At 75.0% G+C, this 14,857-nt stretch carries 13 protein-coding genes; 4 read left to right on the forward strand and 9 right to left on the reverse strand.

Annotated features, from left to right (window positions below; all coding sequences use genetic code 11):
- Positions 1-39: 39 nt before the first annotated feature.
- Genes KIK08_RS08360 through KIK08_RS08375 form a run of 4 tightly spaced genes read right to left on the reverse strand, consistent with a single transcriptional unit; the run spans position 40 to position 5,303 of the window.
- Positions 40-444 carry a DUF4233 domain-containing protein gene (locus tag KIK08_RS08360; RefSeq protein WP_214402447.1) on the reverse strand — a complete coding sequence of 135 codons (405 nt, stop codon included), beginning with the start codon at positions 442-444 and terminating at the stop codon, positions 40-42.
- Positions 441-1,910 carry a bifunctional folylpolyglutamate synthase/dihydrofolate synthase gene (locus KIK08_RS08365; protein ID WP_214402448.1) on the reverse strand — a complete coding sequence of 490 codons (1,470 nt, stop codon included), beginning with the start codon at positions 1,908-1,910 and terminating at the stop codon, positions 441-443. Before KIK08_RS08365 ends, KIK08_RS08360 begins: the two co-directional genes overlap by 4 nt.
- 13 nt (positions 1,911-1,923) lie before the next feature.
- Positions 1,924-4,572: a valine--tRNA ligase gene (locus KIK08_RS08370; RefSeq protein ID WP_214402449.1), complete on the reverse strand. Its 2,649-nt coding sequence runs from the start codon at positions 4,570-4,572 to the stop codon at positions 1,924-1,926.
- Positions 4,569-5,303, reverse strand: a complete 735-nt coding sequence (locus tag KIK08_RS08375) for a TetR/AcrR family transcriptional regulator (RefSeq protein ID WP_250556568.1) — start codon at positions 5,301-5,303, stop codon at positions 4,569-4,571. Before KIK08_RS08375 ends, KIK08_RS08370 begins: the two co-directional genes overlap by 4 nt.
- An 88-nt stretch (positions 5,304-5,391) precedes the next feature.
- Between KIK08_RS08375 and KIK08_RS08380 the strand changes: the two genes are divergently transcribed.
- Complete coding sequence (locus KIK08_RS08380; protein ID WP_214402450.1) at positions 5,392-6,981, forward strand: FAD-dependent monooxygenase; 1,590 nt, start codon at positions 5,392-5,394, stop codon at positions 6,979-6,981.
- On the opposite strand, the gene KIK08_RS08385 is transcribed toward KIK08_RS08380, so the two are convergent.
- The 4 genes from KIK08_RS08385 to KIK08_RS08400 all read right to left on the reverse strand — a co-directional run bounded on the left by KIK08_RS08385 (position 6,967) and on the right by KIK08_RS08400 (position 11,158).
- Entirely contained in the window at positions 6,967-7,680 is a 714-nt protein-coding gene (locus KIK08_RS08385) for a hypothetical protein (protein ID WP_214402451.1), read from the reverse strand. The two genes, KIK08_RS08380 and KIK08_RS08385, sit on opposite strands and share 15 nt — an antisense overlap.
- 123 nt (positions 7,681-7,803) lie before the next feature.
- Positions 7,804-9,330 carry an alkaline phosphatase D family protein gene (locus KIK08_RS08390; RefSeq protein ID WP_214402452.1) on the reverse strand — a complete coding sequence of 509 codons (1,527 nt, stop codon included), beginning with the start codon at positions 9,328-9,330 and terminating at the stop codon, positions 7,804-7,806.
- Between the two features lie 53 nt (positions 9,331-9,383).
- Positions 9,384-10,604 carry a Cmx/CmrA family chloramphenicol efflux MFS transporter gene (locus tag KIK08_RS08395; RefSeq protein ID WP_214402453.1) on the reverse strand — a complete coding sequence of 407 codons (1,221 nt, stop codon included), beginning with the start codon at positions 10,602-10,604 and terminating at the stop codon, positions 9,384-9,386.
- Positions 10,605-10,666: 62 nt separating this feature from the next.
- A complete protein-coding gene (locus KIK08_RS08400; protein ID WP_214402454.1) occupies positions 10,667-11,158 on the reverse strand; it encodes a cupin domain-containing protein in 492 nt (163 codons plus the stop codon).
- A gap of 88 nt (positions 11,159-11,246) precedes the next feature.
- Between KIK08_RS08400 and KIK08_RS08405 the strand changes: the two genes are divergently transcribed.
- Positions 11,247-12,146, forward strand: a complete 900-nt coding sequence (locus tag KIK08_RS08405; RefSeq protein WP_214402455.1) for a LysR family transcriptional regulator — start codon at positions 11,247-11,249, stop codon at positions 12,144-12,146.
- Here KIK08_RS08405 and KIK08_RS41615 read toward each other — a convergent pair.
- Entirely contained in the window at positions 12,097-12,723 is a 627-nt protein-coding gene (locus KIK08_RS41615; protein ID WP_214402456.1) for a QsdR family transcriptional regulator, read from the reverse strand. The two genes, KIK08_RS08405 and KIK08_RS41615, sit on opposite strands and share 50 nt — an antisense overlap.
- 106 nt (positions 12,724-12,829) lie before the next feature.
- On the opposite strand from KIK08_RS41615, the gene KIK08_RS08415 reads away from it, so the two are divergent.
- Together KIK08_RS08415 and KIK08_RS08420 are read left to right on the forward strand one after the other, a co-directional pair.
- Entirely contained in the window at positions 12,830-14,326 is a 1,497-nt protein-coding gene (locus KIK08_RS08415) for a carboxylesterase/lipase family protein (protein ID WP_214402457.1), read from the forward strand.
- Positions 14,327-14,352: 26 nt separating this feature from the next.
- The gene (locus KIK08_RS08420) at positions 14,353-14,787 is read left to right on the forward strand and encodes a PPOX class F420-dependent oxidoreductase (RefSeq protein ID WP_214402458.1); all 435 of its coding nucleotides are present in this window, start codon (positions 14,353-14,355) and stop codon (positions 14,785-14,787) included.
- The last annotated feature ends 70 nt before the right edge of the window (positions 14,788-14,857 follow it).

Here is a 14,857-nt window from a genome sequence, read left to right on the forward strand (position 1 = left end):
CGATCCGTTGTCTTACCGAACTCGGACGTCGTCGGGGGCCTAGGAGTCGGTCGGGTCGGCCGCGGCGCGCTGCTGCGCGGGCAGCTCGCCGCGGGCCATGCGCGCCTGCACGTCGCGGCGCATCCACAGGATGCCGGCCCAGACCAGCGCGAACACCACGCCCATCACGGCCAGCGCCGGCACCAGCGCCAGCCCGACGGCGATCGTCGCGACCTGCAGGCCCAGGGCGAGGCCGAGCCCCCACGGGCGGCGCTGCAGCCCGGCCGCCACGACCATCAGGACCGCCAGCGCGGTGATGAGGGTGATGGCGATCGAGTTGGTACCCGGGTCGTCCTTGGGCAGCACCAGCATCGACAGCGCCACCGTGATCGCCTCCAGGACGAGCACGGCGGCGTACACACCGCGCAGCCCCTTCAGCGGGTCGACCGGCGCGGGCTCACTCACTCCGGCTCCTTGCCGAACAGCGCGCGGGTCTCCCCCGCGACGACCACCGAGCCGGTGACGACGACGCCGACGCCGGACTCGCCGCCCTCCTCGGCCAGCTCGCTCGCCTGCTCGACGGCGGTGCCCAGCACGGGCTCGACGCTGACCCGGTCGGAGCCGAACACCTCGGCGGCCAGCGCGCCCAGCTCGTCGGGGTCCATGGCGCGCCGCGAGGCGCTGGCGGTGACCACGACCTCCTGCAGCACCGGCTCCAGCTCGGTCAGGATGCCGCGGGCGTCCTTGTCGCGCATGACCCCGACCACGCCGACGAGCCGGGCGAACCGGAACTCGGTGGTCAGCGCGGCGGCCAGGGCGCGGGCGCCGGCCGGGTTGTGGGCGGCGTCGGCCAGGACCGTCGGCACGCCCCGGCCCGCCGCGAGGCGCTCCAACCGCCCCGGCGAGGAGACCCGGGCGAACGCCGCGCGCACGGCGTCGGGGTCGAGGGGCTGGTGGGGCCCGGCGCCGACCAGCGCCTCCGCGGCGGCCAGCGCGAGCGCGGCGTTGCCGGCCTGGTGCTCGCCGTGCAGCGGCAGGAAGACCTCGTCGACCCGCCCGCCGAGGCCCTGCAGCACCAGGCGCTGCCCGCCGACGGCGATCTCCCGGTCGACGACACCGAACTCGGCGCCCTCCCGGGCGACCTGGGCGTCGACCTCGGTGCAGCGCTCCAGCAGCACCTCGGCGACGGCCCGGTCCTGGGCGGCCAGCACGGCGACCGCGCCGGGCTTGATGATCCCGGCCTTCTCCCGGGCGATGCCCAGGACGTCGGTGCCCAGGAACTCGGCGTGGTCGAGCCCGATCGGGGTGATCACCGCGACGGTGCCGTCGACGACGTTGGTGGCGTCCCAGCGCCCGCCGAGCCCGACCTCCACCACCCCCGCCTCGACCGGCGCGTCGGCGAACGCGGCGAAGCCCATCGCGGTGAGGATCTCGAACTTCGACAGCTTCACCGACTGGTTCGCGTCGACGAGGTCGACGAACGGGGCGACCTGGCGGAAGACCTCCACGTAGCGCTCCGGCGTGACCGGCCGGTTGTCGACGTTGATGCGCTCGGTGGCCCGCTGCAGGTGCGGGCTGGTGTAGCGGCCGGTGCGCAGCCCGATCTCGCTGAGCAGCGCGTCGACCATGCGGGCCGTGGACGTCTTGCCGTTGGTGCCGGTCAGGTGGACAACGGGGTAGCCGCGGTGCGGCTCGCCGAGCAGGTCGACCAGGGCCGAGATCCGCTCCAGCGAGGGCTGCATGACCGTCTCCGGCCAGCGCTGGTCGAGCTCGGCCTCCACGGCCAGGAACTCCGCGAAGCCCGCCACCGACGACTGCGCCGGGACGACGTCCGGGGAGTCGCCTCCCCGGATCGCCTCCAGCACGTGGGAGATGACGCCGTCCTCGACGGTGTCGCGCTCGCCCTCGCCCGTCCCACCCGCGGAACTCATGACTGCGCCACGATCATCCCGGCAGTGCTCCCAGCCTCGCGGTGATGCGCTCGATGTCGGCGGCGGCGGTGGCCCGCCGCGCCCGGATGCCCTCGACGACCTCGGTCGGCGCCTTCTCGACGAACTTCGGGTTGCCCAGCTTCTTGTCGGCCTGGTCGAGCTCCTTCTGCGCGGCCGCGAGGTCGCGGCCCAGCCGGGCCCGCTCGGCGGCCACGTCGATGGCCCCCGAGGTGTCGAGCTCGACGTGGACGCTGCCGCCCGGCAGGGCGATCTCCAGCGTCGCGGTGGGCGTGAAGTCGGCGCCGGCCTCGTCGAGGCGGTTCAGCGCGGCGACCGCCCCGCGGTGCCCGCCCAGGCCGGCCTCGTCCAGGCCGGTGATCCGGGCGGCGACGCGGCGGGCGTCGGGGACGCGCTGCTCGGTGCGGAACCGGCGCAGCTCGGTGACGAGCTTCTGCAGGTCGGCGACCCGGGCGGCGGCCCCGGCGTCGACCGGGGCACCGGCCCGCGCCGGCCACTGCGCGACGACGACCGACTCGCCGCCGGTGAGCGCCTGCCACAGGGCCTCGGTGAGGAACGGGCTGATCGGGTGCAGCAGCCGGACCAGGACGTCCAGCGCGTGCCCCAGGACGGCCCGGGTGCCGTCGGCGGTGCGCCCCCCGTCGTCCGTGACGCGCAGCTGGACCTTGGCCAGCTCGACGTACCAGTCGCAGAGCTCGTCCCAGGTGAAGTGGTAGAGCGCCTCGACGGCCTTGGCGAACTGGAAGTCCTCCAGCAGCGCGTCGACGGTGGCGGTGACCTCACCGAGCCGCCCGAGGATCCAGGCGTCGGCGTCGGTGGGCTCGGCCGGCAGCGGCAGCGCCGGGCTCGCCCCGTTGGCCAGCGCGAAGCGGGTGGCGTTCCACAGCTTGGTGCCGAAGTTGCGCGACGCCTGGACCGCGGCCTCGCCGATCGGCGCGTCGGTACCCGGGTTGGCCGCGCGGGCCAGGGTGAACCGGACGGCGTCGGTGCCGTAGGCGTCCATCCACTCGATCGGGTCGACCGTGTTGCCCGCCGACTTCGACATCTTCTTGCCGCGCTCGTCGCGGACCATGCCGTGCAGCGCGATCGTGTGGAACGGGATCGACCGCTGCGGGCCGCGGTCCTTCATCGCGTACAGCCCGAACATCATCATCCGGGCGACCCAGAAGAACAGGATGTCGTAGCCGGTGACCAGGACCGACGTCGGGTAGAAGCGCTCCAGGTCGGCGGTGTCCTCCGGCCAGCCCAGGGTGGAGAACGGCCACTGGCCCGAGGAGAACCAGGTGTCGAGGACGTCCTCGTCCTGGGTCCAGCCGGGCGGCGGCTGCTCGTCGGGGCCGAGGCAGACCTGCTCGGTGCCGTCGGGCGAGTACCAGACGGGGATCCGGTGGCCCCACCACAGCTGCCGGGAGATGCACCAGTCGTGCATGTTGTCGACCCAGGCGAAGTAGCGCGGCTCCATCTCCTTCGGGTGGACGGCGACGCGCCCGTCGCGGACGGCATCGCCCGCCGCCTGGGCCAGCGGGCCGACCTTGACGAACCACTGCAGCGACAGCCGCGGCTCGATCGGCTCCTGCGGGCCGCGGCTGGAGTGGCCGACGGAGTGCAGGTGGGGCCGCTTCTCGGCGACGATCCGGCCCTGCGCGGCCAGCGCCTCGCGGACGGCGACCCGGGCCGCGAACCGGTCCATGCCGTCGAACTCGGTGCCGGTGCCGGTGATCCGGCCGGATTCGTCCATGATCGTCGGCATCGGCAGGTCGTGCCGGCGGCCGATCTCGAAGTCGTTCGGGTCGTGCGCCGGGGTGACCTTGACGGCCCCGGTGCCGAACTCCGGGTCGACGTGCTCGTCGGCCACGATCCTGATCATCCGGCCGACCAGCGGCAGCTCGATCTCGGTGCCGACCAGGTGCCGGTAGCGCTCGTCGTCGGGGTGGACGGCGACGGCCGTGTCGCCCAGCATCGTCTCGACGCGGGTGGTCGCGACGACGATCGCGTTCTCCCCGTCGCCGTAGCGCATGGAGACGAGCTCGCCCTCGACCTCGCGGTGGTTGACCTCGATGTCGGACAGGACGCTGCGCAGCGCGGGCGACCAGTTGACCATCCGCTCGGCGCGGTAGATGAGGCCGTCGTCGTAGAGCTTCTTGAACATCGTCAGGACGGCGCGGTTGGCGCCCTCGTCCATGGTGAAGCGCTCGCGGGTCCAGTCGACGCTGTCGCCGAGGCGGCGCATCTGGGACAGGATCGACCCGCCGTGCTCGGCCTTCCACTCCCAGGTGCGCTCGATGAACGCCTCGCGGCCCAGCTCGCGCCGGTTCGTGCCCTCGGCGGCCAGCGCCTTCTCGACCAGCGCGTGGACGGCGATCGAGGCGTGGTCCATGCCGGGCAGCCACAGGGTGTCGTAGCCCTGCATGCGCCGGCGGCGGACCAGGACGTCGATCAGCGTGTGCTCGAACGCGTGCCCGATGTGCAGGCTGCCGGTGACGTTCGGCGGCGGGATGACGATGCAGAACGGGGGCTTGTCGCCCTTGCCGTCGGGGGTGAAGTACCCGGCCTCGACCCACCGCTGGTACATGCCGGCCTCTACCTCGCCCGGGATCCACTGGGCGGGCAGGTCGGCTGTACGGGGAGGGAGGGTCTCGGTCACCTGTCAAGTCTACGAGCCGCCGTCCAGGCACTTCCGGCGGCTCCGGCCGCGACGCCGTCCAGCACGCAGCCCAGCCCGAACGCGAAGCGCTCCTCGGCGGGGGGCTCGTCGGCCTCGACGACCCGGCGCGCGAAGTGCGGGAACTCGCCGCTCTCGACCACCCCGCGGATGTAGGGCCCGAGGCTGCGCTGCCACTGCTCCTGGGTGAGCCCGGTGCGCAGGTGGGCCAGCCGCTCGGCGATCTCGGCGGCCACCGCGCCGCGCACATAGGCCAGCACCGTGCCGACCACCTGGGAGGCGAGCGTGATGTCGGGAGTGAGCGCGGTCGCGGCGGCCAGCGCGGCCTCCGAGCGGCGCAGCACGTTCGGCCCGAACGTGGGTCGCCCGGTCAGCTCGGCCGACAGCCAGGGGTGGCGCAGCAGGGTGTCGCGCTGCGACCGGGCGAAGGTCGTGAGGTCGCGCCGCCAGTCGCCGGAGGGCTCCGGGAGCTCGTCGGCCCAGACCGCGTCGACCATCAGCTCCACGAGCTCGTCGCGGTTGCGCACGTAGCGGTAGAGCGATGCGGTCCCCGAGCCGAGGTCGGCCGCGACCCGGCGCATCGAGACCGCCGACATCCCCTCGGCGTCGGCGATGGCGATCGAGCGTTCCACGATCCGCTCCACGCTCGGCGCCTGCCGGCGCGGCGCCGGCCGGGGCCGGGCCCACACCGGGCCGTCGTTCGCGTCCGCCATGGCTGCACATCTTGCCGTGTTGCCCGCTCCGGAGCGTTGTGGATACGCTGTATCCGTTCTGGATACGGCGTAGCCATAAGGAGTCGTGATGTGGCCCGAGCACGTTCCCGTCCTGGTCGCCGGTGGTGGCACCGTGGGCTTGTCCGCGGCGCTGTTCCTGGCCCACCACGGCGTCGACACCCTGGTCGTGGAACGCCAGGCGGGCCCCTCGCCGCACCCGCGCGCCACCGGGGTCGGGGCGCGGACGGTCGAGTTCTTCCGCGAGGTGGGGATCGAGGCGCAGGTCGACGCCGCCGCCGCCGACATGTCCACCGGCATGCTCGGCAAGGTGTCCGGGGCGACACTGGCCACCGCCGACCTGCGCGGCGCCACCGCCCCGCCGCCGTTCGAGAACCCGATGATCGGCGTCAGCCCGTGCTCCCTGCGCGGCACGTGCCCGCAGCACCGGCTGGACACCGTCCTGCTGGCCGAGGCCACCCGGCGGGGCGCCGACGTGCGCTACTCGACCCGACTCACGGGCTTCTCGCAGGACGCCGACGGCGTCACCGCGACGCTGGAGACGCCCGACGGGCCGCACGTCGTCCGAGCCGACTACCTGGTCGGCGCCGACGGCGGCCGCAGCACCGTGCGCGGCGCCCTCGGCATCGGCACCACCGGCCCCGGCGAGCTGGGCCGGACGATGACCAACATCCTCTTCCGCGCCGACCTCACCCCGATCACCCGGGGCGTGCGGTTCGTCAGCTGCAACACCAGCGCGCCCGGCGCCCGCGGGATGCTGGTGACCATCGACGGCGCGACGGAGTGGTGCTTCCACACCGAGGACGACCCGACCGACGCCGCGGCACTGGTCCGGGCCGCCGTCGGCGCGCCCGACCTCGACGTCGAGGTGGTGAGCGCCCTGCCCTGGCGGGTCACCGTCCGCCTCGCCGACCGCTTCGCCGACGGCCGGGTGCTGCTGGTGGGCGACGCCGCGCACACCACCGCGGCGATCGGCGCCTTCGGGCTGAACACCGGCGTCGCCGACGCCCACAACCTGGCCTGGAAGCTGGCCGCGGTGCTCGCCGGGCGGGCCGGCCCCGGGCTGCTCGCCAGCTACGACGCCGAGCGGCGCCCGGTGGCGGCGATGGCCCTCGACCAGGCCGTGCGGCGGCTGCCCGACCCGCGGCTGCACTGGGGCAGCGGCCCGGAGGTCGAGGCGATGCGCCGGGAGGCCGGGATCATCGCGGCGCCGATCGTGCACCTGGGGTACCGGTACGACTCCGCCGCGGTCGTCGGCCCCTCCCCCGAGCTGCCCTCGACGACGGACGTGGCGCTCGTCCTCGACGGGACGCCCGGCTCCCGGGTCCCGCACGTCCCGCTCGGGGACGGCGGGTCGACGCTGGACCTGGTCGGCAGCCGGTTCGCCGTGCTCGCCGGGCCCGAGGGCACGCCGTGGAGCGCGGCGGCCGAAGCGGCCGGCCAGCGGCTCGGCCTCGACCTCGTCGCGCACCGCGTCCGGGACCCCGACGGCCGGTGGCCGGCCGCGGCCGGCATCGCGCCCGACGGCGCGCTGCTGGTCCGCCCCGACGGCGTCGTCGCGTGGCGAGCGGCAACCCCACCCCCCGACCCCGCCACCGCGCTCACCGCGGCCCTGGCCCAGGTCCTGGCCCGCCCCGCGGAGCTGTCAGCTCGGCAGTAGGAGCGCGTGGAGGTGGTCGAAGCCGAGGAGCGGGCGCAGGGCGCGCCGGCCGATCAACGCCGGGTCGACGGCGCGCACCTGACCGCTGGTCGGCTCGTAGACCCGCCAGGCGCCGTCGTCCTGGCGGCTCAGCGCCATGCAGTAGTGCCGCGGGACGAACGCCCCGACCAGCAGCGGCACCGGCCTCCCGGTCGACAGCGCCGCCTCCACCTCGGCGACGGCCGCGGCGACGTCCGCGGCGGAGGCGTCGTCGACCAGCCGCACCCGGTACGGCCCGGCGGCGGGGGCGTGTTCGCGCAGCCAGCGGGTCATCCCCCACGGCGAGGTGCCCAGCGCCTGCGGCCAGAGCTTCGTGGACTCGGCGTGCACCTGCTTCTGGCGGGCGTCCCAGCGGGCGCCGAACCCGGCCGCGACGCCGGCCCCGGCGCCCGCGGCGACCGCGCCGGACTCCCCTTCGAGGTGGGCCACCTCGGCCGGGTCGGCCCACGCCGACAGCGCCACCAGCACGGCGCTGCCGCAGGTCGTGCCGTCCACCTGGTCGAGCTTGGCGCCGCCGCGGCGCTGCTCGCCGATGCGGTCGGTCAGCAGCGGGCGCCTGCCGCCGGTGAGCGGGCTGACCGCCGCGACCGCGCCCGGCGCGCCCCGCCCGCGCGAGACCAGGACCTGGACCGCGCGAGCGAGCCCGCACACCGTTCGCATGCCCCGATCCTCCCCCTCCGCGCGGCGGCGCGCACTCCGCTCGACGGGCGCCCCCTGCTCCCCCGAGTTCAGGAAAGCCACGATGCTGCCCCCTGCGGGCAGCATCGTGGCTTTCCTGAACCCTCACCGGGCGGGGGTGAGCGCGGTGGACCAGAGCGCGGAGCCGTACTGATCGCGCAGCGTCACCCGCAGCTCCTCCCCGCCGGGGCTCACCTCGACCTCGCCGAAGTGCTGGAAGCCGTCCAGCGGGGAGCTCGACGGGTCGGCGGGCGCGTGCACGAACACCTGCTCCGGGCCGAATGTCGGGTCGAGCGCGGCCGGGGTGAACGCCCCGGCGTTCAACGGGCCGGAGACGAACTCCCAGAACGGGTCGAACCCGGTGAACGCGGCCCGCTCGGGCGAGTAGTGGTGCGCCGAGGTGTAGTGCACGTCCGCGGCGAGCCACACGACGTTGCGCACGCGCCGGTCGCGCAGCGCGCCCAGCACCTGCGCCATCTCGGTCTCCCGCCCCAGGGGTGCGCCGGCCGCGCCGTTGGAGACCGAGTCCCAGCCGACGTCGGTGCCGCCGACCACCCGTCCGATGGGCAGGTCGGCGGCGACGACCTTCCAGGTGGCCCGGGACGCCGCCAGCCCGTCGACCAGCCAGCGGGCCTGCCGCTGCCCCAGCAGCGCCCCTGACCGACCGACGTTGGGGCCGTTGGGGTCGCGGTGGCTGCGCATGTCGAGCACGAAGACCTCGACGTGCGGCCCGTACGGGAGGCTGCGGAAGACCCGCCCGTCCACGGCCCGGCGCCGGTCGAGCGGCACCCACTCGTGGAACGCCCGGTAGGCGCGCGCGGCCAGGACGTCGGTGCGGCGCTCGGTGTAGCGGTCGTCGTCCAGGACGCCGCCGGGGTACCAGTTGTCGTGCACCTCGTGGTCGTCCCACTGGTTGAGCTGGGCGACGGCGGCGGTGAAAGCGCGCAGGTGCTCGTCGGTGCGGTTGTAGGCGAAGGCGCCGCGGTACTCGGCCAGCGTCTCGGCCGGCTTGGTCTTGGCCTCGGTGACGACGTTGCGCCAGGTGCGGCCGTCGGGCAGCACCACGGTCTCCTCCAGGGTTCCGTCGGCGTAGACGGTGTCGCCGCTGCAGAGGAAGAAGTCGGGCTCGCGGGCTGCCATGGCGGCGAACACGCGCATGCCGCCGATGTCGGGGTTGATCCCGAAGCCCTGCCCGACGATGTCGCCCGACCAGAGGAACCGGACGGGCCCGTCGGGCCCGGGCGGGAGCCGGAACGAGCCGGTGACCGGGGTGCTGGTCGTGCGCAGGTCGAGGTCCTCGGCGCTGACCCGGTAGTGCGCGGTGCGCCCGAGGGCGGGCACGCGCAGCCGGCCGGTGAAGTCGGTGTCGGGGCTGAGGACGGGGCCGGTCAGCCGCAGTGCCTCGCGGAAGTCGGGCCGGTCCGAGACCTCCACGACCATCCGTGACGGTCGGTCGGCCCGCGCCCACACCAGCCCGGACCCGGCCAGCACGTCGCCGGACTGCACGCCGTGGGTGAGCACCGGGCGGTCGCTGCGCAGCAGCGGGGTCGCCGCCGGCGAGGCCAGCGCGGCCAGGCCGCTCACGGCGGCGACGCGCAGCAGCGTGCGGCGCGGGACGCGGGCGGACGGCACCCCCCAGGTCTACTCCGGGAGGCGGCGCGGGGCGCGGTGGTCGTCGCAGGACGTCACGGCGTCCGGACGGCGGTCGCGCCCGGTCGCGCCCGGCGGTCGTCGCGGGCGTCCAGGGACCAGGACGTGAACCCGGCCGCGATGGCGCCCACGGCCAGCACGACCCCCACCCAGGCCGTGGCGGCGTAACCCCAGCCCGTGCTGATCACCAGGCCGCCCAGTGCGGGCCCGATGGTGTTGCCGACGTTGAACGCCGAGGTCGTGATCGCGCTGGCCAGCGTGGGCGCGGCCCCGGCCAGCTCGTACACCCGGGCGTTCAGCGGGGCGGCCACCAGGAACGACACCACCCCGAGCAGCACCACCAGCACCACGGCGGGGACCGGCCACGCGGCCAGCACCCCGATCAGCCCGATCACCACGGTCATCGCGGCCAGCGACCCGAACAGCACGCTCCAGGGGTGCGCGTCGGCGAGCCTGCCGCCGACGGTGATGCCGACGAAGCAGCCGATGCCGTTGCCCAGCAGCACCAGCGGCACCCACCGCGCCTCGACGCCCGCGACGTCGGTGAGCAGCGGGGCGACGTAGCTGAAGACCCCGATCGTGGCCGCCGCGTGCAGCGCGATGGTGCCCAGCGCGAGCCAGAGCCTGCCCTGCCGGAACACCGCGAACTCGGCGGCCAGGCCGCTGGACGGGGCGCCGGAGGTGCCCTCGCGCACCATCACCAGCACGCCGGCGAGCCCGATCGCGGCGACCGCGCCGACCGCCCAGAACGCCGCCCGCCACCCCCACAGCTGGCCGATGAACGTGCCGACCGGGACCCCGACGATGTTGGCCAGGGTGAGCCCGGCCAGCAGCACCGACAGCGCGCGGGCGCGGTCCTGCGGGCCCACCACCGACACCGTGACCACCGCGGAGACCACCCAGAACGTGGCGGTGGCCACCGCGGTGACGACCCGGGCCACCAGCAGCAGCGCGTAGTCGTCGGCGAGGGCGGCGAGGAAGCTGCCCGCGGCGAACGCGACCAGCGCGGCGATCATGGTGATCCGCCGGGGCAGGCGCAGCGTCAGCACCGCCATCACCGGCGCCCCGACGATCATGCCGATGGCGAAGGCGGAGATCAGGTAGCCGGCCTGCGGGATGCTGACCCGCAGGTCGGCCGCGATCTCGGGGAGCAGGCCGATGATGATGAACTCGCTGGTGCCGATGGCGAAGATGCTCAGCGCCAGCACCGGCACCACCGCCGGGACGCGGGCGCGCCGCCGTTCCCCCTCGACCATCAGGTCCCCCCTCGTCCGCCGACCATCGGCAACGCTACGAACCCGCGGCCGGCGGGGCACTCTCAATTCCCGTCGGCTCCGTCACGCCCGGCCCAGGCCGCGCTGTCGACGTAGTGGTTGTCGAAGCGCTCCTGCGACGCCCCGACCTCCGCCCAGTCGCCGCGGCCGCGGTGGACCCGGTCGAGCAGCCGGTAGTACTCGGCCCGCTCCCGGGCCGGGGCCAGCACGAACAGCACCTCGGCGTCGTGGCCGGGGGCCGCTTCGAAGGCGTGCGCCACGTCCGGCGGGACGACCAGCAGGTCGCCGGCGCGCAGCACGGTGACGTCGCCGCCGACGAGGACGCGCAGGGCGCCGTCGAGCACCAGGAACAGCTCGGTGGCCTCGTGGTGGGTGTGCGGCGGGGCGCCGGCGGCGCCGTCGCGGAAGGTGGAGCGGTGCGCGGAGAGCGCGCCGCCGGTGTCGGGGGCGTCGGCGAGCAGGGTGATCGTTCCGCCCGGGTCGCCGTCGAGGACCTCGGCGTCGCCCGCGCGGACCAGGTGCGTCGTGTTCGTCATGGGTACGACGATCGTCCGGTCGGGCCGCCCGATCACCGCCCGATCCCGACCGGATCGATAACCTCCGTGTTATCGACGGAGGTGGCGCGTGGAGCGGCGGGACATCGAGGTCTTCCTGGCCCTGGCCGAGGAGCTGCACTTCGGGCGCACGGCCGAGCGGCTGCACGTCTCGCAGGCCCGGGTGAGCCAGACGATCGCCGCGCTGGAGCGCCGGTTCGGCGCGGCGCTGTTCGCCCGCAGCAGCCGTCGGGTGGCGCTCACGCCACTGGGCGCCCGGCTGCGCGACGACCTCGCCCCCGCGTTCGCCCGGATCGAGGAGGCGGTGGCCCGTGCCGTCGCCACCGGCCGCGGGCTCGACGGCGAGCTGCCGGTCGCGTTCGAGGCGCCCGGCGTGGCCGACCTGGTCCGTCCGCTGCTCGACGCCTACCGCGCGCCGGACCGGTCGGTGGCGGTGCGCGAGGCCGACTTCACCGACGTCTTCGCCTCGCTGCGGGCCGGCGAGGTCGACGCGCTGGTCACGCTGCTGCCGGTCGACGAGCCCGACCTCGTGGTGGGCCCGGTGGTGCTCGTCGAGCCGGTGGTCCTGGCCGTGGCCGCCGGGCACCCGTTCGCCCGCCGCGGCGGTCCCGATGCCCACGTCACCCTCGACGACCTGGCCCGCGACACCGTGCTGCGCGCCGCCCGCCCCGCCCCCGCCTACTGGCGCGAACCACCGGCCCCGTGGACCACCGCGAGCGGCGCCCCCATCACCCGCGGCCCGACCTTCCGCACGTTCCAGGAGCTGCTGGCCGCCGTCGCCGCCGGCACCGGCATCTGCCCCCTGGCCGCGCACGCCGCCGACTACTTCTCCCGCCCCACCGTGCGGTTCGTGCCGTTCCGCGGCGCGCCGCCGGTCTCCTGGGCGCTGGTCTGGCGGGCCGGCGGCGCGACGGCCCGGGTCAGGGCGCTGTCGACGACGGCGGCGGGGCTGGCAGCAGCGCCCGGATGACCCGCGCGGCGCGCTCCGGGTCGGCCCGCTCGCCGGTGATGAGTCCGATGTATACGTAGGACTCCACGATCCGGACGACGGCGAAGGCCAGGTCGTCCACGGGGACGTCGGTGCGCAGGCAGCCGCGTTCGAGGTCGTCGGCGATGAGGCCGTGCACCAGCTCCACCAGCCGGGACTGGTAGTCGCTGGCCTTCGTGGTCAGCAGCCGCAGCGCCAGCTCGCCCTCGGACTCGATGAACTGGGCCATGCCGCGGTTGCCGATGACGGCGTGCACCATGCCCTCGACGATCCGGGCGGCGCGCCCCGCGGGTGGGCCGTCGTCGGCCGCGAGCAGCCGGTCGGTGGTGCGTCGCATCAGGAACCAGAGGACCTCGACGAGGAGCCGGTCGCGGGAGCCGACCCAGCGGTAGAGCGTGGCCCGGTTGACGCCCAGCTCGCGGGCCAGCACGCCCATGTCGAGCCGGCAGCCCCGCAGGAAGGTGCGCCGGGCGAGCGCGAACGCGTCGAGCGCGGTGGGGCGCGCCGCGTCGGCGCCGGCGAGCTGGCGCTGCAGCGGCGTGACCTCGCTACCTGTCACGACGGGCTCACCTCGGGTGGTGGGGCGGGGCGAACGCTTGACAACGCTAGCGCCTCGGGCCGACGGTTGTGCGACATCAGCAGATTTTGTCGCAACGAGGTGACAGATGAGTGAGACGTCGTCCGCCCCGGTCGTCCGGGTCCAGCAGGGTGAGCTGCGCGGGACCACCGACCGCGGGGCGCTGGCCTTCCTCGGGGTGCCGTTCGCGGCCCCGCCGTTCGGCGCTGACCGGATGCGCGCGCCCCGCCCGGCGGCCGCGTGGGAGGGCGTGCGCGACGCCACCCGGTTCGGCCCGACCAGCCCGAAGGGCCCCTACCCCCCGCAGTACCAGGACCTGTTCGTCGAGGTCGACATCCCCGGCGAGGACTGCCTCAACCTCAACGTCTGGGCCCCGGACACCGCGGGCTCCGCGCCAGTGCTGGTGTGGATCCACGGCGGCTCGTTCATGAACGGCTCCGGCTCGGTCGCCGCGTACAACGGCGCCGCCTTCGCCCGCGACGGCGTGGTCTGCGTGACGGTCAACTACCGCCTCGGCGCGGAGGGCTTCCTCTACACCGGCGACGACACCGCGAACCCCGGCCTGCTCGACCAGGTCGCCGCGCTGCGCTGGGTGCGCGACAACATCGCCGCGTTCGGCGGCGACCCCGGCCGGGTCACCGTCGCCGGCGAGTCGGCCGGCGCGATGAGCGTGACCACGCTGCTGTCGATGCCCGCCGCCGAGGGGCTGTTCCAGCAGGCCATCGCGCAGAGCGGGGCGGCCGCCCACACGATGGGCCCCGAGGACGGGCGCCGGGTCGCCGGCTTCCTCGCCGAGGCGCTGGGCGTCGAGGCCACCCGGGAGGCGATCGCCGCGGTGCCCGTCGAGCGGGTGACGGCGGCGGCCTCGGCGCTCACCGAGGAGGTGCAGACCGCGCCCGACCCGCAGAAGTGGGGCGCGCTGGCGATGAGCCTGCTGCCGTTCATGCCGACCGTGGACGGCGAGGTCGTGCCCCGCCCGCCGCTGGCGGCCATCACCGACGGCGTCGGCGCCGGCGTCCCCCTGCTGATCGGCTCCACGAAGGACGAGGGCCGGCTGTTCTCCGTCCCCGCCGGCGCCATCGGGGCCATCGACGAGGCCACGCTCGCCGGCGCGGCCGCCGCGTACGGCCTGGCCCCCGCCGACGTCGAGGTCTACCGCCGCAACCGGCCCGACGCCCGCCCCGGCGACCTGCTGGCCGCGATCGTCACCGACTGGTTCTTCCGCGTCCCGGCGCTGCGCGTGGCCGAGGCCCGGGCCGCGGCGACCGCGCCGACCTGGGTCTACCGCTTCGACCACTGGTCCACGTCCTACGACGGCGAGCTCGGCGCCTGCCACGCGGTTGAGCTCCCCTTCGTGTTCGACACGCTGCACGAGCCGAGCACGCGCCCCCTCGTCGGCGACGCGGCCCCGCAGGTCGTGGCCGACACCACCCACGCCACCTGGGTGAGCTTCATCCGCCGCGGCGACCCCGGGTGGGCGCCCTACACCACCGGGTCGCGCACCACCGGCCTGATCAACGACAAGGTGGAGGCGGTCGACGACCCGGCCGGCGACGAGCGTCGGCTGTGGGACGGGGTGCGCTGACCCGGTCGATCACTAGGCTCGGCGGGGTGAGCAGCCTCGACCCCGAGATCCGCGCCTTCCTGTCCGAGGGCACCCGCACCGGCAAGCTCGCCTGGACCGCCGCCGACGGGCGCCCGCTGGTGGCGCCGGTCTGGTTCGTCGTCGAAGGTCCCGACGACGCGCCGGAACTGCTGTTCAACACCGGCCGGGACACGGCGAAGGGCCGCGCCGTCCGGCGCGACCCGCGGGTGTCGCTGTGCGTGGACTCCGAACTGCCGCCGTACGGGTTCGTCCAGGTGCAGGCCCTGGCCACGGTGAGCGAGGACCCCGCCGAGCTGCTCCGCTCGGCGACGGTCATCGCCGGGCGCTACATGGGCGAGGACCGGGCCGAGGAGTTCGGCAAGCGCAACGGCGTGCCCGGCGAACTCCTCGTCCGCCTCCGCCCCACCAAGATCGTCGCCAACCTCGACATGACCGCCTGACCCCCCACCGTCGAGAACGCAGTTGTGGGGTTGCAAACGGGCGGGGGTTGCCGACAACGGCGGTGTGGGA

The organism is Pseudonocardia lacus (assembly GCF_018531445.1).
In the GTDB taxonomy this organism is placed as follows: Bacteria; Actinomycetota; Actinomycetes; order Mycobacteriales; family Pseudonocardiaceae; genus Pseudonocardia; species Pseudonocardia lacus.